General features: G+C 40.1%; 15 protein-coding genes and 14 tRNA genes. 20 read left to right on the top strand and 9 right to left on the bottom strand.

Annotated elements, in window-relative coordinates; translation table 11 throughout:
• From PMAN_RS04025 to hemA, 9 genes are all read right to left on the bottom strand, one after another.
• On the bottom strand, positions 1 to 897 hold the full coding sequence (locus tag PMAN_RS04025) for a transcriptional regulator GcvA (protein WP_006794510.1): 897 nt from the start codon (positions 895 to 897) through the stop codon (positions 1 to 3).
• Between the two features lie 118 nt (positions 898 to 1,015).
• The gene (gene kdsA, locus PMAN_RS04020) at positions 1,016 to 1,870 is read right to left on the bottom strand and encodes a 3-deoxy-8-phosphooctulonate synthase (RefSeq protein ID WP_006794509.1); all 855 of its coding nucleotides are present in this window, start codon (positions 1,868 to 1,870) and stop codon (positions 1,016 to 1,018) included.
• 9 nt (positions 1,871 to 1,879) lie between these two features.
• On the bottom strand, positions 1,880 to 3,133 hold the full coding sequence (locus tag PMAN_RS04015; RefSeq protein WP_010556013.1) for a DUF819 family protein: 1,254 nt from the start codon (positions 3,131 to 3,133) through the stop codon (positions 1,880 to 1,882).
• A gap of 14 nt (positions 3,134 to 3,147) precedes the next feature.
• The gene (locus PMAN_RS04010) at positions 3,148 to 3,975 is read right to left on the bottom strand and encodes a tetratricopeptide repeat protein (protein ID WP_008133135.1); all 828 of its coding nucleotides are present in this window, start codon (positions 3,973 to 3,975) and stop codon (positions 3,148 to 3,150) included.
• A gap of 144 nt (positions 3,976 to 4,119) precedes the next feature.
• A complete protein-coding gene (locus PMAN_RS04005) occupies positions 4,120 to 4,494 on the bottom strand; it encodes a SirB2 family protein (RefSeq protein WP_010556012.1) in 375 nt (124 codons plus the stop codon).
• Positions 4,495 to 4,522: 28 nt separating this feature from the next.
• The gene (locus PMAN_RS04000; protein ID WP_010556011.1) at positions 4,523 to 6,064 is read right to left on the bottom strand and encodes a DUF3369 domain-containing protein; all 1,542 of its coding nucleotides are present in this window, start codon (positions 6,062 to 6,064) and stop codon (positions 4,523 to 4,525) included.
• A gap of 56 nt (positions 6,065 to 6,120) precedes the next feature.
• On the bottom strand, positions 6,121 to 6,960 hold the full coding sequence (gene prmC / locus PMAN_RS03995) for a peptide chain release factor N(5)-glutamine methyltransferase (protein ID WP_010556010.1): 840 nt from the start codon (positions 6,958 to 6,960) through the stop codon (positions 6,121 to 6,123).
• Between the two features lie 2 nt (positions 6,961 to 6,962).
• Complete coding sequence (prfA, locus tag PMAN_RS03990) at positions 6,963 to 8,048, bottom strand: peptide chain release factor 1 (protein ID WP_010556009.1); 1,086 nt, start codon at positions 8,046 to 8,048, stop codon at positions 6,963 to 6,965.
• Between the two features lie 7 nt (positions 8,049 to 8,055).
• The gene (gene hemA, locus PMAN_RS03985; RefSeq protein ID WP_010556008.1) at positions 8,056 to 9,312 is read right to left on the bottom strand and encodes a glutamyl-tRNA reductase; all 1,257 of its coding nucleotides are present in this window, start codon (positions 9,310 to 9,312) and stop codon (positions 8,056 to 8,058) included.
• 83 nt (positions 9,313 to 9,395) lie between these two features.
• Here hemA and lolB point away from each other — a divergent pair, with 83 nt between their 5' ends.
• The 20 genes from lolB to PMAN_RS03885 all read left to right on the top strand — a co-directional run bounded on the left by lolB (position 9,396) and on the right by PMAN_RS03885 (position 16,417).
• Positions 9,396 to 9,983 (top strand): lipoprotein insertase outer membrane protein LolB, encoded by a 588-nt coding sequence (gene lolB / locus PMAN_RS03980; RefSeq protein WP_010556007.1) that lies wholly within the window; start codon positions 9,396 to 9,398, stop codon positions 9,981 to 9,983.
• Positions 9,984 to 9,985: 2 nt separating this feature from the next.
• Positions 9,986 to 10,843: a 4-(cytidine 5'-diphospho)-2-C-methyl-D-erythritol kinase gene (ispE, locus tag PMAN_RS03975; RefSeq protein ID WP_010556006.1), complete on the top strand. Its 858-nt coding sequence runs from the start codon at positions 9,986 to 9,988 to the stop codon at positions 10,841 to 10,843.
• Between the two features lie 88 nt (positions 10,844 to 10,931).
• The gene (locus PMAN_RS03970) at positions 10,932 to 11,879 is read left to right on the top strand and encodes a ribose-phosphate pyrophosphokinase (RefSeq protein WP_008133143.1); all 948 of its coding nucleotides are present in this window, start codon (positions 10,932 to 10,934) and stop codon (positions 11,877 to 11,879) included.
• A gap of 150 nt (positions 11,880 to 12,029) precedes the next feature.
• The gene (locus PMAN_RS03965; protein ID WP_008133144.1) at positions 12,030 to 12,647 is read left to right on the top strand and encodes a 50S ribosomal protein L25/general stress protein Ctc; all 618 of its coding nucleotides are present in this window, start codon (positions 12,030 to 12,032) and stop codon (positions 12,645 to 12,647) included.
• Between the two features lie 18 nt (positions 12,648 to 12,665).
• Positions 12,666 to 13,250: an aminoacyl-tRNA hydrolase gene (pth, locus tag PMAN_RS03960; RefSeq protein ID WP_008133146.1), complete on the top strand. Its 585-nt coding sequence runs from the start codon at positions 12,666 to 12,668 to the stop codon at positions 13,248 to 13,250.
• 53 nt (positions 13,251 to 13,303) lie between these two features.
• Positions 13,304 to 14,395: a redox-regulated ATPase YchF gene (ychF, locus tag PMAN_RS03955; protein ID WP_010556005.1), complete on the top strand. Its 1,092-nt coding sequence runs from the start codon at positions 13,304 to 13,306 to the stop codon at positions 14,393 to 14,395.
• A 318-nt stretch (positions 14,396 to 14,713) separates the two neighbouring features.
• Positions 14,714 to 14,790: transfer RNA gene (locus tag PMAN_RS03950), tRNA-Met, on the top strand.
• 47 nt (positions 14,791 to 14,837) lie between these two features.
• Positions 14,838 to 14,922, top strand: a tRNA-Leu gene (locus tag PMAN_RS03945).
• A 40-nt stretch (positions 14,923 to 14,962) separates the two neighbouring features.
• Positions 14,963 to 15,037 (top strand) — tRNA-Gln (locus PMAN_RS03940).
• A 5-nt stretch (positions 15,038 to 15,042) separates the two neighbouring features.
• Positions 15,043 to 15,119, top strand: a tRNA-Met gene (locus PMAN_RS03935).
• A gap of 93 nt (positions 15,120 to 15,212) precedes the next feature.
• Positions 15,213 to 15,297, top strand: a tRNA-Leu gene (locus PMAN_RS03930).
• A gap of 40 nt (positions 15,298 to 15,337) precedes the next feature.
• Positions 15,338 to 15,412, top strand: a tRNA-Gln gene (locus tag PMAN_RS03925).
• 65 nt (positions 15,413 to 15,477) lie between these two features.
• A tRNA-Leu gene (locus tag PMAN_RS03920) sits at positions 15,478 to 15,562 on the top strand.
• A 40-nt stretch (positions 15,563 to 15,602) separates the two neighbouring features.
• A tRNA-Gln gene (locus tag PMAN_RS03915) sits at positions 15,603 to 15,677 on the top strand.
• Between the two features lie 65 nt (positions 15,678 to 15,742).
• Positions 15,743 to 15,827 (top strand) — tRNA-Leu (locus PMAN_RS03910).
• Positions 15,828 to 15,867: 40 nt separating this feature from the next.
• A tRNA-Gln gene (locus PMAN_RS03905) sits at positions 15,868 to 15,942 on the top strand.
• A gap of 38 nt (positions 15,943 to 15,980) precedes the next feature.
• Positions 15,981 to 16,065 (top strand) — tRNA-Leu (locus PMAN_RS03900).
• A 40-nt stretch (positions 16,066 to 16,105) separates the two neighbouring features.
• Positions 16,106 to 16,180, top strand: a tRNA-Gln gene (locus PMAN_RS03895).
• Positions 16,181 to 16,218: 38 nt separating this feature from the next.
• Positions 16,219 to 16,303, top strand: a tRNA-Leu gene (locus PMAN_RS03890).
• A gap of 39 nt (positions 16,304 to 16,342) precedes the next feature.
• Positions 16,343 to 16,417, top strand: a tRNA-Gln gene (locus tag PMAN_RS03885).
• The last annotated feature ends 91 nt before the right edge of the window (positions 16,418 to 16,508 follow it).

Below are 16,508 nucleotides of genomic sequence, written 5' to 3'. Positions count from 1 at the left end.
TTAATACTCTTGCTCTTGTTCAACCAAACTTAGCATCCATTCTTTAAATGACACTATTTTTCCCAGTTCAGTTTGTGACTCACGAAGCACCAAATAATAAGCGTTTTTACTTTCTAGACTGTGGCTAAACGGAATAACTAGTCGCCCTGCATCAATATCTGGTTTGGCTAACACACTATTCCCAATTGCAACGCCTTGGCCATGAACAGCAGCTTGCAGCACCATAGAAGAGTGGCTAAATATAGGCCCTTGATTTACTTGTACGTTACGTACACCCGCAGTTTTCATCCACGTTTTCCAATTTTTACGTGTAGTGTCATGCAATAAGGTGTGCTGTGCTAAATCACTGGGTTGATCAAGTGGTTTGGGGCCACTCAATAACATAGGGCTGCACAATGGCACTAAATACTCTGTATGTAACTTATAAGCTTGCACTCCATTCCAGTGGCCACGCCCGTAGTAAATGGCAATATCGACATCGTCACTTAACGAATTTTCGTCTTGGTCTTGTGCTTTTATTCTTACGTCAATTTCAGGGTGTAACTCATTAAATAAACTTAAACGAGGCACTAACCATTGAATTGCAAAACTAGGGGTTAAACTTACCGTTAATGAGCCTTTAGCTCCTCGCGCAAGTAACTTTTCTGTAGCATCAATCAGTTGCGTAAAAATTTCTTTAATATCTAAAAAATAACCTTGGCCTTCTTCCGTTAATAATAACGAGCGATTTTTTCGTAAAAATAGCTTTAAACCTAAATGTTCTTCGAGTGTTTTTATTTGATGACTGACAGCTGCTTGCGTTACATAAAGCTCTTCTGCGGCTTTTGTAAAGCTTAAATGCCGTGCTGCAGCTTCAAATGCTTTGAGTGCGTTTAATGGGGGGACTCGTCTTGACATAATAACCAAGCTTTGAATTAGTTTTTCTTATGCATGAATTATATACCCATGACAAGAAAGAGTATATTTAAGGTGTAAAAAAAGCGACTAATGTCGCTTTTTATTATGCGGTCACTTTTTATAAGTCGCTAGCGCTGGTATCTAAAGGCGCAAAACTCTTAACCAAATCATCTACTGCTTTCATTTGCGATAGGTAACCTTCTAATTTACTTAGGGCTAATGCACATGGTCCATCACACTTTGCTTCATTAGGGTTTGGATGTGCTTCTATAAATAAACCAGCGATCCCCAAAGCCATTCCACTTCTGGCTAGCTCTGCCGCTTGAGCTCGACGCCCATCAGCTGAATCTGCACGACCACCTGGACGTTGCAACGCATGCGTTGCATCAAAAATTACAGGTGCCATTGCTTTCATGTCATCCATTCCTAACATATCAACAACCAGGTTATTATAACCAAAGCTAGAGCCACGCTCACAAAGTGCAATATTATTATTACCAGCCTCATTAAATTTAGTAATGATGTGGCGCATTTCATGTGGTGCTAAAAACTGCGGCTTTTTAACATTGATAATCGCACCTGTTTTTGCCATAGCAACAACTAAGTCTGTTTGACGGGCTAAAAAAGCAGGCAACTGAATAACATCAACCACTTCAGCAACCGGCGCCGCTTGATGCGGTTCGTGAACGTCAGTGATAAGAGGAATATTGAAGGTGTTTTTAATTTCTTCAAATATTTTTAACCCTTCTTCCATTCCCGGACCACGGTACGAGTTGATTGAAGAACGATTAGCTTTATCAAATGATGCTTTAAACACATATGGTATGTTTAGTTTAGTTGTCACTTCAACATAATGTTCTGCAATGCGCATGGCTAAATCGCGCGATTCTAAAACGTTCATACCACCAAATAAAACAAACGGTTTGTTGTTTGCCAATTCAATATCATTAATTTTGATAATTTGATCTTTCATTTTAATTCCTTAAGGTGCAACTGCTTGCAACATTAATCCACAAATATAAGCCATGTATGTACCCACTCCGTAACCTAATACAGCCAGTAAAACACCGACAGGCGCAAGCGAAGGGTGAAATGCTGACGCAACAACAGGCGCAGACGCTGCGCCTCCGACATTAGCTTGCGAGCCTACTGCCATATAAAAAAGCGGTGCTTTAATTAATTTTGCAACAAGCAACATTAAACCAGCGTGTACTAGCATCCAAATAGCGCCCACTAAAAACAAGCCCGGGTTATCAAAAATAGCAGTTACATTCATATGTAAGCCAATTGAGGCAACTAAAATGTATAAAAAGCTTGAAGCTACTTTAGATGCACCAAATGCTTCAATCTGTCTTATTTTAGTAAAAGACAAACTAATACCAATGGTAGTTGAAATGACAATTAGCCAGAAAAACTTACTGGTTAAACTGTACTCTTTTGCCCATGAATAGTTATTAGCGAAAAACGGCCCTAAAAAGTCTGCGCAAAAATGGGCTAAACCAGTAATACCAAATGCAATAGCAAGCAATGTCATGTAGTCATTCAGTGTTGGCATGCGCGCATGCTCTGCATGGTATTTTTCAACACGCTGCTTTAAATCTTCAATGGCGCTGGTGTCTGCTCCTGTAGCAGCATCAATTTTCTTATGGTTAGCTGCCATTAGTAACAAAACTGCCATCCAAATATTAGCCACTATGACATCAACGGTGACCATCACTGAAAAAATATCGCCGCCCACCTCAAACATTTCTTTCATTGAGGCTTGGTTTGCACCACCGCCAATCCAGCTTCCAGCTACGGTGGTCATGCCGCGCCATACAGCATCTGGCCCATGCCCGCCTACAATTGTAGGGTCTACCGCGCTCACAACTAATATAGCCAGGGGTCCGCCGATAACAATACCGAGCGTTCCCACTAAAAACATAATTAGTGCTTTAGGGCCTAAGTTTAAAATCGCTTTTAAATCAATGCTAATAGTTAAAAGTATCAAACAGGCAGGTAATAAATAGCGTGAAGCAACGTAATAAACATTCGATTTATTACCATCGACAATACCAAACGTATTAAGCAAAGAAGGTAAAAAGTAGCAAAGTAATAGAGCCGGTACATATTTATAGAACGTTTTTAATGCTGGGCGCTCGCTGTTTGAGGTTTTAAATATAAACCCCAAAATAACTGCGAGTAAACCAAGCACAACTGCATCATTAGTGATTAATGCGCTTTGTGTTTCAACCATGGTATTCCCTAATATTAATGGTGAGTTTTATTATTATCTTCTAATTCTTCAATTTGGTGTTGGATGATTTCTATTGCTGGATCATCTGGGCATTCATCTACAAAAAATTGTAGATCATCTCGGGCCATTTTAGGGCAATCGAGCTGATTTAATAAATACCCTCTATCACGCCTTTCGTAAGGGTCGTCGCCAATTAATTCCATTAACATTTCAACGCATGTTAATGCATGGCCAAATTTATTTTCACTAATGAAAGACCACTTTTGCTGCGCTAAGAAAAGCTTATAAACTTCATCGTCAAAAATAAGTTCTAAGGGCTCTTGTTCTTGCCCTTCAGCTTCATCAGCATTTTCAGGAATAATATACCAACTTTGCTGACCGCTACTTGGCTCAACCAAATAGCCTTCTTCATCGCTCATAGCAATATGAACACCTATATCGCCTTGATTTAGGCTCATACTGGCATCGAGGTTAGCCTGTTGTAAAAAATGACAAAGTAAAATTGCCAGAGTAGTTGGCGAGCCGCTACGCATAGTTAGGGTGTAGCTTAGGCTATTTAATTTATGCTCAGGTACTTTTAAACTCGAAGCGCTAAATAGCCATGTACTGTAAAAGGTGTCTAGCAACTTATCTAAGCGTTCATGAGAGTCGGGTACAACAATACATAATGCATTAATTTGTTTTTCAAAATCAGCAAGAACATCAAAAGCGGCTGTTAAGTCTAGTTGTGGATCCCATTTCGATTCAGCCTTAATACAACGATAAATTGCCGCAGGGGTAAAGTCATCGTAAGCATCATCAATATAAGAGTCATCGTGTTCATCAAACCCAAAAGTGGTCATCAATACTGCAACATTTCTAGAAAACGAACGCGTAGTTTACCTAATTCTACCCATATATTCCAATAACGAAATGTACTTGATCAAATGCATGGAGGGAATATTCGAGCTTTAGAGATACTAAAGCTCGGTAAGTTTATTTAAGGCTTAAAGTAGTAATGCTGACTTGGCTGTTGCCAAATAACCAATAGCTAAAATAACAAACGTATTTACAATAAGGTAAGATATTTTAGCCAAAAAATTAGTTTGCTTAGCGCTTATAATTCCAATAGCAATATAAGCAACCACTAATATAATTTTTTCTAATAACCAATGTTGTTCAAACGGGTTTATCTTCCCCATATACATGAGTGTAAATGCAGAAATTAAAAGTAATGTATCCATGCTATGACTACCAATAAATACAACTTTATTGCGAGCAATTTTGCCACTGCCCATTCGTGAAAAAGATCGAATATAAAATAAAACTACACTCAATGCTGCTATTGCCATGTGTGAGTGCTTTACTGCTAAATAATCCATATGCCTCTGTTCTTCTATTTATATAAAATTAATCTGGGTAACGTTTAATAATTATTTCAAGTTCATCAAGGTTTGCGTTAAAAACATCAACTAACTTTGGTTCAAAATGCGTGCCTTTTTGTGCGTTTATCTCTTCAACAACACGCTCGAGCGTCCATGAATCTTTATAGCAGCGTTTATGCCTTAACGCATCATATACATCAGCCAATGCCACAATGCGGCCGAATATATTAATTTTATTCCCTGCTAAACCTTCAGGGTAACCAGAACCATCCCACTTTTCGTGATGTTCCTTGGCTATAGTGGCACCTGCACTGACAATTTCATGTGCTGATCCTTTTAAAATCCCATAGCCTTTATCAGTGTGGGTTTTCATTACTTCCCACTCTGGTGCATCAAGCCTTGCGGGCTTATTTAATACCGAATCGGGGATACCTACTTTGCCTACATCATGCAAAGGCGCAGCTAATCTAATCAAATCAGCTTGCTGTTTAGATAAACCATAACCAAGCGCCAAAGCATGGCAAATATGTGCAACACGTTTTACATGATTACCTGTTTCAGTAGAGCGTTGTTCAACCGCTTCACTTAATCTGTAAACAAGCTCTTGTTGCGTGGCCTCAATCTCTGATTGTAACTGAACATTTTCAAAGGCTAATTGTACATTTTGAGCAAAAATTTCAACGAGGTTGCGTTGTGTATCGGTTAGTGTATTTGGAATGCCTGTGATAAACAGCATTGAGCTGTGGTTATATTCACTGCTGCAATAAGCAAATAGGTAATTATCTTTGTAGATAATAGACTGATTATTTAACGCTTCTTGGCATGCGCTTAGTTGATCTGCGTGTAGCACCTCTTCAAGGTCTTTACCTTCACTTTTTTCAAACTCACCGGTACCTGAACAAATAATCATTTTATTGTTCTGAGATGCTGGGTTTTGTGCAACAAGGGTGGTCGCGTACATAGCCTGATCTGAAATACCAAGCAATGATGTAAGTTGCTGCATTACTCCTTCTATAAAATGCTCTATTGAATGTGCAGAAAAAATATTGCGTGATGCAGTTATTATTTTCTCAAGGCCAACACGAGATTGTTCTATTGAAATAATATCGCGGTACGAACGAAGGCTCGACATGATAACTGTAAATAATTTTTGTGCGGTGAGTTCTGTTTTTGATTTGTAGTCGTTAATATCAAAATTAACTATTACTTGGCGTTCTGGTGCCTGACCAGGTTGGCCGGTGCGTAAAATAATACGAATGTGGTTATTTTTTGCGGTTTCACGAATGTATTTTACAACTTGTAGGCCTGCATCGTCTGTTTCCATTACAACATCAAGTAGAACAATTGCTGCGTCTTTATGCTCATCAATTAAAGTTTTAGCCTCAGCGCCAGAATACGCGCTGATAAATTCTAAACGTTTATTTTGAAACTCAAAATCACTCAATGCCAATTTAGTAACTGCATGAACTTCAGGTTCGTCATCAACGATTAGTACTTTCCAGGTGCCCAGATCGGTGTTATCTACCGGTGTATCTGGCTCATCTGAAAATAAAAAGTCACCCATCATAATTAGAATTCCTACATGACACATTTAACACACGGATGCAGTAATAATTAAGCTTATTATGGCCACTGTGCGAGCGTTACACGGTCATTTTCACCAAGATCTTTTATCGTTTTAATATTAACAAAGGCCATCGTTTTAAAAAATTCACGAACAGCAAAACCTTGGTCATAACCGTGCTCTATTAGAAGATAGCCACTAGATAGCAAATAGTCACGTGATTGTGTAATTATTTGTTTAATATCAGACATTCCTGAATCTTCAGCAACTAAGGCAGATAAAGGTTCAAATCGCACATCGCCTTGAGCCAAATGTTCGTCACTACTTTCTATGTACGGCGGGTTGGTAACTATAAGATCAAAATATTCATTATCAAGTGAGCTAAACCAATTGCTTTGTTTAACACGCACATTACCAAGTCCTAGACGCTGTTGATTCCGAGTTGCAAGCGCTACAGCGTCAGTCACTTTATCTACCGCTGTAATATTCCACAAAGGCATTTCACTACCCAATGCCAATGCAATTGCCCCAGTACCTGTTCCCAAGTCCAAAACTTTTGCATTTTTTGAAATTCCTAAACCAAGTGCAGCCTCAACTAATGTTTCAGTATCTGGCCGCGGAATTAACGTTGTTGCATTGACTTCTAAGGTTAAACTCCAAAACTCACGTTGCCCTATAATATGCGCTACAGGTTCGCCGTTTAATCGCCGAGCGCAAAGAGTGTCAAAGGTGTGTTGTTGCTCTGTACTGAGCAACCTTTCGGGCCAAGTAAAAAGGTAGCTACGTGGTTTATCAAGAACATGAAGAAGTAATACCTGTGCGTCTAATTTCGCACTTTCGCTGCTTTGCGCTAATAAATTAGCGCCAGCAGCAACAGCTTGCTCGAGAGTTTGATTCACTATTACTCATCGCCCATTGCGGCAAGTAAATCAGCTTGGTGCTCTTGCATTAATGGGTCTACAATGGCACCTAAATCACCCGCTACAACTTCATTTAAGCGGTACAGCGTTAAGTTGATACGGTGATCGGTTATACGTCCCTGCGGATAGTTATATGTACGAATACGTTCAGAACGGTCACCACTACCAACTAAGTTACGACGCTCAGAGGCTTCTGCTGCATGACGCTTCTCATCTTCAGCTTGCTGTAAACGTGCTGCAAGTACTGACATCGCTTTAGCACGGTTTTTATGTTGCGAACGCTCATCTTGACATTCAACAACCACACCCGTAGGTAAATGCGTAATACGAATTGCTGAGTCAGTTTTATTTACGTGCTGGCCACCTGCACCCGATGCTCTAAAAGTATCTACTTTTATATCGGCGGTGTTAATTTCAATTGCTTCAGCTTCTGGTATTTCTGCCATTACCGCTACGGTGCACGCCGATGTATGAACACGACCTTGCGATTCAGTCTCTGGTACACGTTGTACACGGTGTACGCCAGACTCAAATTTAAGCTTACCGTATACGCCTTCACCGCTAATGTTAGCAATGACTTCTTTGTAACCACCGTGTTCACCTTCATTGGTAGTTACTACTTCTAATTTCCACTTTTGCGTTTCAGCAAAACGGCTGTACATTCTAAATAAATCACCGGCAAAAATAGCGGCTTCATCACCCCCTGTGCCTGCGCGGACTTCTAAAAATACATTGTTATTATCTTTTGGATCTTTAGGAAGCATTAATACCTGAATTTCATCTTCATGACTTAATATTTGTGCTTTGGCTTCTTTATACTCTTCCTGTGCCATTTCTCGCATATCAGGGTCTGAGTCTTTAAGCATCTCTTCAGCGCTTGCTAAATCTTCTTTTGTTTGTTGATATGCTAAAAAAGTTTTAACTATTTCTTCAAGCTCAGAGTATTCTTTTGAAAGGCCACGAAAGCGATTTTGATCGCTAATAACCGACGGGTCGCTCAACAGTGCTTGTACTTCTTCGTAGCGCTCTACTAGCGTTTCTAATTTATTATAAACAGACTCTTTCATTTAACGGTTATTCCTGATCAATACCTAACATTTTTTTCAACTGATTTAATTGAGCCAATTCACCTTTTTTAGCCGCATCTTGAATGGCACGGGTAGGCGCGTGCATTAAGCGGTTGGTTAACTTATTGGCCAATTCTAAAATTACTTTTTCTGCGTCTTTACCACTAGAAAGCTGGCTAACTGCTCTTTCTACTAATTCCGACTTAATTGTTTGAACATCGTTTCGATAGTGACGAATTAACCCCACAGAATCGAGTGAACGCATCCACATACAAAACTCTTTAGTGCGCTCAGTAATAATTATTTGTGCCTGCTGTGCAGCTTGTTCTCGCGCTGCCATATTTTCACTTACAATCGTTTGTAAGTCGTCAACCGAGTATAAATAAGCCGCATCTAGCTCACCAACTTGGCTTTCAATGTCGCGCGGTACCGCAATATCAATAAATAACATCGGTTTGTTACGGCGCTGCTTTAGTGCTTGCTCCACAACACCTTTACCAATAATAGGCAGTGTACTGGCCGTTGAGCTTATTATAATATCTGCGTTGTGCAAACGCTCTGGCAACTGCGCTAATGCAATGACATCTGCCGACACTTCATCAGCGAGGTTTCGTGCTCGTTCAATCGTTCTATTGGCTACTGTTATATTTTGTGGCTCATTTTGATACAAATGCTTAGCAACAAGCTCTATTGTTTCGCCTGCACCTATTAATAACACATTGGTTTTATCAAGCTTGCCGTAAATATGCTTAGCTAAATTAACAGCCGCAAACGCCACCGAAACTGCACTGGCGCCTATATTAGTTTCAGTTCGGACCTCTTTCGCAACCGAAAATGTCTTTTGAAACAAACGATCAAATGTAACACCCACTGCATCATGAGTTTTAGCACTATTATAGGCTTGTTTAATTTGCCCTAAAATTTGCGGTTCACCTAACACAAGCGAATCTAAACCGCAGGCAACGCGCATTAAATGGTTAATTGCTTGATTGCCCTCATGGCAATAAATGTTATTACTCAGTTCCTGTTCATCTAAACCATGGAAACTGGCAAGCCATGCTAACAGTGTTTGGGAATTTTGCTGAGCAAGGCTACAATAGATTTCTGTTCGGTTACAGGTAGACACGATCACAGCTTCATTAAAGTCGGCATGGCCACTTAATTGCTGCAACGCCTCTGACATTTGCTCAGGCGAAAAAGCCACTTTTTCACGCAGTTCTACGGAAGCAGTTTTGTGATTTATACCTAGTGCTATTATGGTCATGTTTGCCAAATATTGCTGAGCCCTACTTTAAAGGCGGCAATTTTACCAAAAATCAGCGGAATATGGAAAGTAAGGAACAACATTTGATTAGACATTATTTAATATTAGCTATAACTTTTATGTTTTTAAGTGGCTGCGCGCAACAATTACCAAATAAAACAGCAATTTACGACAACTGGAAAGGTAAACTCGCCAATCAAAAAACTTGGCATGTAGAGGGGAAACTTGCTTTTATTAGTCCCGATGAGCGCCAATCTGCAAACTTAAATTGGCAGCAACAAGAAAATAACAATAATTTAGTACTGACTTCATTTATTGGCACACGCATTTTACAACTAAAACAGTCGCGCAATGTTGCTGAGCTTGAATTTGACGATAAAGTTTATGTAGATACCAATGCATCTGCGCTGCTTAAGCGCTTAACTGGCTTTGCTTTACCTGTTAATAATGCTGATAACTGGCTTAAAGGCACTATTGATTCACAAACGTTGCAAGTTGATGAACTTGGCCGTTCGAAACAAGTACTTTGGTTAGATAATGAAAGTAAACAATGGCAAATAAACTATGCAGATTATATACAAACCGCTGGTTATTGGTTGCCTACAAAACTGACGCTCAAACACCAAAAAATTAAAATTAAAATTCAACTATATGACTGGCAATTTAATTAACTATGAATAGCAAAACCTTTTTTTCACTTATTGCACCTGCAAAACTCAATTTATTTTTACATATTAATGCGCGCCGAGATGACGGTTATCACGAATTAGAAACCTTATTTACCTTCTTAAACTTCGGCGATGAGCTCTCTTTTGAGTTAACAGATGAATCATCAATTTTAATCACTGGTGATACTAAAGACATACCACTTGAAGATAATCTCATCTATAAAGCTGCTTTAATGTTACAAACTGATACTAAAACTAAGCACGGTGTAAAAATAAATTTGATAAAACGACTACCTATGGGAGGAGGTGTTGGAGGGGGGTCGTCTGATGCGGCAACAACACTATTAGCGCTCAATAAATTGTGGAATATTAATTATGACATTAATAAACTTGCTAATTTAGGCTTACAATTAGGGGCTGATGTGCCTGTATTTATACGTGGTGAAAGCGCCATTGCGCAAGGCATTGGGGAAAAACTACACCGTGTTGAACTTGCGCAAAAATGGTACTGTGTTGTGCACCCAAACCAGCATGTAAGCACCGCTAAAATATTCACTCACCCCGACTTAAAACGCGATACACCAAAAATCTCAGGTGATTGGAAACAGCAAACTTTGCACAACGATTGTGAGCCTTTAGTTAAAAAGCTATGCCCCGAGGTTGAAAAAACCCTCCAGTGGTTGCTAAAATACGCTCCGTCGAAGATGACCGGAACAGGTTCATGTTGTTTTGTAGAGTTTGATACACAAGCTCAAGCTAGCCATGTACTTGCTAACCTCCCCCATACTTGGCAGGGATTTGTAGCGTCAAATGCTAATATCTCTCCTGCTCATACGGAGTTAACCGCCATTTTCGATCAATGAAGTAACGTAAAAGTAATCATAAGTTAACTCGTAATGATTTTTATCATTGCTCGTTAGTCCAAAATTTCAGTGCCTGAGGAACCCTACCGTGCCTGACATGAAGCTCTTCGCTGGTAACGCAACACCTGAGTTAGCTCAAAAAGTTGCAAAACGTTTATATATTGAATTAGGCGATGCTGTTGTTGGCCGTTTTAGCGACGGTGAGATCAGTGTTCAAATTAATGAAAATGTTCGTGGCTCGGATGTTTTTATCTTGCAATCAACCTGTGCCCCTACAAACGATAACCTTATGGAACTTATCGTTATGGTTGATGCTCTTCGTCGCGCATCTGCGGGTCGTATTACTGCCGTCATTCCTTATTTTGGTTATGCCCGCCAAGACCGTCGCGTACGTTCTGCCCGCGTACCAATCACTGCTAAAGTTGTTGCCGATTTCTTATCGAGTGTAGGTGTAGACCGTGTACTTACGGTTGATTTACATGCAGAGCAAATTCAAGGCTTCTTTGATGTACCAGTAGATAATGTATTTGGTAGCCCTGTATTACTTGAAGATATGAAAGAGCGTCATTTTGATGATGTTGTTATTGTTTCTCCAGATATTGGTGGTGTAGTGCGCGCACGTGCAATTGCAAAACTATTAGACGATACTGATTTGGCTATTATTGATAAACGCCGCCCACAGGCAAATGTTTCTCAGGTAATGCATATTATTGGTGATGTAGAAGGCCGTGACTGTATCATTGTTGATGACATGATTGATACTGGCGGTACGTTATGTAAAGCCGCTGAAGCACTTAAAGAACATGGTGCTAAACGCGTATTTGCTTATGCAACTCACCCTATTTTATCAGGTAAAGCAGCTGAAAATTTACGTGATTCTGTTATTGACGAAGTTATTGTAACCGACTCAATTCCATTATCTGATGAACTTAAAGCGCTTGATAAAGTAAAAGTGCTAACGCTTGCTGATATGTTAGCAGAAACTATTCGTCGTATTAGCAACGAAGAATCTATTTCAGCGATGTTTGAGCACTAATCTCAGGTATTTGCTGAAAACAAAAGCGCCTTTTGGCGCTTTTTTTGTATGCTATGTATATTTTACTGAATCACAGTGGTATGATAGCGCGCCTTTTGGCTAGGGACCTTGGTCGCAAAGGCCCTAAACTTTTAAATAATTGGAGACATCATGTCTAACACAACTTATACATATGACGCTGAACTTCGCGTAGAAACTGGTACTGGTGCGAGCCGCCGCCTACGTCGCGAAGACAAAGTTCCTGCAATCCTTTACGGAGCTGACAAAGAAGCTTTATCTCTTACTTTTGCTCATAAAGATATGATCAAAGCACAAGAAGACGAAGGTTTTTACACTCATATTCTTACACTTAATGTAGGCGGCGAGAAAGTTGAAGCTATCTTAAAAGATATTCAACGTCACCCATTCAAGCCTAAGCTTACTCACCTTGATTTCCAACGTGTAGACGCAACTCATAAATTAACAACTAAAGTTCCTCTTCACTTCATCGGTGAAGAAATCGTAACTAAAGCTGGCGCAACTGTTGTTCACCAGTTAACTGATGTTGAAATTTCTTGTCTTCCAAAAGCATTACCAGAATTCATTGAAGTAAATGTTTCTGAGTTAGTAGCTGGTGATTCAATCCATATCTCTGATTTACAACTACCTGCAGGCGTTGCGTCTGTTGAATTAGGTAAAGGCGAAGGCCATGACCTTTCAGTAGTTACAATCAAAGCAAACAAAGCAGCTCCAGCTGAAGACGAAGAAGCTTCAGACGCTGCAGAATAATATTTAAGGTCTCGCACCTTGAATTCTATTCAAATGCTTGTGGGCCTGGCTAATCCAGGCCCCGAATACGCAAATACACGCCACAATGCAGGTGCTTGGTTCATCGAGCAACTCGCAGCACGCTACAACTGTACGCTAAAACACGATCCTAAATATCACGGCCTTACTGGCAAAGTGATAATCCAAGGCCAAGAATTCAAGTTATTGATCCCCACTACTTACATGAATTTAAGTGGTAAAGCGGTCAGTAGTTTAGCCAACTTTTTCAAAATCCCTGTTGAAAATATCTTAGTCGCACATGACGAGATGGATTTAGAGCCCGGTGTCGCCAAATTAAAAAAAGGGGGCGGACACGGTGGTCATAATGGCTTAAAAGACATTATGGCAAAAATGGCAAATCAAAAAGATTTTATGCGTTTACGTGTTGGCATAGGTCATCCAGGACATCGTGAAATGGTTACCGGATGGGTGCTTGGAAAAGCGCCAAAGGTTGACCAAGAAAAAATGGATGCTGCTGTAGATGAAGCGGTTCGTTGTATGGAAATACTTGCAAAAGACGGCGTGCTAAAAGCACAAAACAGACTTCATTCGTTTAAACCCTAATAAACTTGAGTCCAAGTGCACGGTTAAACGAATTCTAAACAAGGTATCTTACTATGGGTTTTAAATGTGGCATCGTTGGCTTGCCTAACGTAGGTAAATCAACGCTTTTCAATGCATTAACTAAAGCGGGTATTGAAGCCGCTAATTTTCCTTTTTGTACCATTGAGCCTAATACAGGTGTGGTACCTGTTCCAGATCCTCGCTTGGACGAGCTTGCTAAAATTGTAAACCCACAACGTATTCTTACTACAAGTATGGAGTTTGTTGATATTGCAGGCCTTGTAAAAGGCGCATCAAAAGGTGAAGGCCTTGGTAACCAGTTCCTAGCGAATATTCGTGAAACTGATGCAATTGGTCATGTAGTACGTTGTTTTGAAGACGAAAATGTAATACACGTAGCGGGTACAATTGACCCTGCTGACGATATTGACGTGATCAATACTGAATTAGTACTTGCTGATATGGACAGTGCTGAGAAAGCTATGTTCCGTAATGCTAAAAAAGCGAAAGGCGGCGATAAAGACGCAAAAGAACAAAATGCGGCGCTTGAAAAAGTAAAAGTACACCTTGATGAAGGCCTTACACTTCGATCGTTAGAATTAACTAAAGAAGAAAAAGCAGCTATCAGCTCTATTAACTTCTTAACTATCAAGCCAACTATGTATATTGCAAACGTAGCTGAGGATGGTTTTGAGAATAACCCACTACTTGACCGCGTTCGCGCTATAGCTGATTCAGAAGGCGCTGTGGTTGTCCCTGTGTGCGCAGCAATCGAATCTGAGTTATCTGAACTTGATGATGAAGACAAACTCGAATTTATGGCTGACCTTGGCTTAGAAGAGCCAGGCCTTAACCTTGTAATTCGAGGCGGCTACGAATTACTCAAGCTACAAACTTACTTTACCGCAGGCGTAAAAGAAGTGCGAGCTTGGACAATTCCTGTAGGTGCAACAGCGCCGCAAGCTGCTGGTAAAATTCATACCGATTTTGAACGTGGATTTATCCGTGCACAAACCATTGCTTATGACGACTACATTAACTGTAAAGGTGAAAGTGGTGCAAAAGAAGCGGGTAAAATGCGCCAAGAAGGTAAAGAGTACATTGTTAAAGATGGCGATGTAATGAACTTCCTGTTTAACGTATAAGTATTTATTCCCTCTATTTAGGGAAATAAATTTTAAAGGCTCGTTTTTACGAGCCTTTTTTGTTTTTAAACGTATATACGCTGTCAGCTTTTAGGGGATAAATAACACTAAGTTAATTTTAAAAAAGCGTAACCTGTTATACTTCCTCTTTAATCGGTGTTAAAAAAACGTCGTTTTTATTAAAATTTAGCCTGTTAGCTTAATTTTCCTGCAAACAAACACAGTTAAGCGTTTTTTTGCAAAAAAGGTGTTGACGAATTTGGGTCATGTCAGCATAATACGCCCCGCACTCAGCGATGAAGTGCTAACAAAAAAGATGGCTAAGTAGCTCAGCTGGTTAGAGCACATCACTCATAATGATGGGGTCACAGGTTCAAATCCCGTCTTAGCCACCATTTATTTTTTGTTGCTCAATGAAGAGTTTAAAATAACTACCTTGTGTGCGGGAGTGGCGGAATTGGTAGACGCGCTGGATTTAGGTTCCAGTATCTTAGGATGTGAGAGTTCAAGTCTCTCCTTCCGCACCATTATTCTTGATAAGAATTAAAACTATCAGTTGTTTATTGTTGGGATATCGCCAAGCGGTAAGGCACCAGGTTTTGATCCTGGCATTCCCAGGTTCAAATCCTGGTATCCCAGCCAACAATGGCTAAGTAGCTCAGCTGGTTAGAGCACATCACTCATAATGATGGGGTCACAGGTTCAAATCCCGTCTTAGCCACCATTTCTTTTTAAGAATTGGCTCTGCAAGAGTTAAATTGCAACTCAATGAAGAGTTTAAAATAACTACCTTTCTTTGATTATTCAAAGTTAAAATGCGGGAGTGGCGGAATTGGTAGACGCGCTGGATTTAGGTTCCAGTATCTTAGGATGTGAGAGTTCAAGTCTCTCCTTCCGCACCATGTTCTTGATTAGAACTAAAACTATCAGCTAATTCTTTGTTGGGATATCGCCAAGCGGTAAGGCACCAGGTTTTGATCCTGGCATTCCCAGGTTCAAATCCTGGTATCCCAGCCAACTTCTTCTACCAAAGAGTGTTGTTAAAGAATAACTCTGTTATGAGTATAAACATAAAACTATATGCGGGAGTGGCGGAATTGGTAGACGCGCTGGATTTAGGTTCCAGTATCTTAGGATGTGAGAGTTCAAGTCTCTCCTTCCGCACCATGTTCTTGATTAGAACTAAAACTATCAGCTAATTCTTTGTTGGGATATCGCCAAGCGGTAAGGCACCAGGTTTTGATCCTGGCATTCCCAGGTTCAAATCCTGGTATCCCAGCCAACTTCTTCTACCAAAGAGTGTTGTTAAAGAATAACTCTGTTATGAGTATAAACATAAAACTATATGCGGGAGTGGCGGAATTGGTAGACGCGCTGGATTTAGGTTCCAGTATCTTAGGATGTGAGAGTTCAAGTCTCTCCTTCCGCACCACGTTCTTGATTAGAACTAAAACAATCAAATATTTCTTTGTTGGGATATCGCCAAGCGGTAAGGCACCAGGTTTTGATCCTGGCATTCCCAGGTTCAAATCCTGGTATCCCAGCCAACTTCTTCTACCAAAGAATGTTGATAAAGAATAGAACTGCGGGAGTGGCGGAATTGGTAGACGCGCTGGATTTAGGTTCCAGTATCTTAGGATGTGAGAGTTCAAGTCTCTCCTTCCGCACCACGTTCTTGATTAGAACTAAAACAATCAAATATTTCTTTGTTGGGATATCGCCAAGCGGTAAGGCACCAGGTTTTGATCCTGGCATTCCCAGGTTCAAATCCTGGTATCCCAGCCAACTTCTTCTACCAAAGAATGTTGATAAAGAATAGAACTGCGGGAGTGGCGGAATTGGTAGACGCGCTGGATTTAGGTTCCAGTATCTTAGGATGTGAGAGTTCAAGTCTCTCCTTCCGCACCACGTTCTTAATTAGAACTAAAACTCATCCAAATTTAAAGTTGGGATATCGCCAAGCGGTAAGGCACCAGGTTTTGATCCTGGCATTCCCAGGTTCAAATCCTGGTATCCCAGCCAATTTTCTAACCGTCTCCTTTGTACTATCTAAAATAAATTCTATCATCCAATAGATCATCTTCTATAAAATCTATCCAACTAATTCAATATT

The organism is Pseudoalteromonas marina, assembly GCF_000238335.3.
GTDB lineage: Bacteria > Pseudomonadota > Gammaproteobacteria > Enterobacterales > Alteromonadaceae > Pseudoalteromonas > Pseudoalteromonas marina.
The sequence above is the reverse complement of the archived record's forward strand: the minus strand, read 5'-3'. Positions and strand labels throughout refer to the sequence as shown.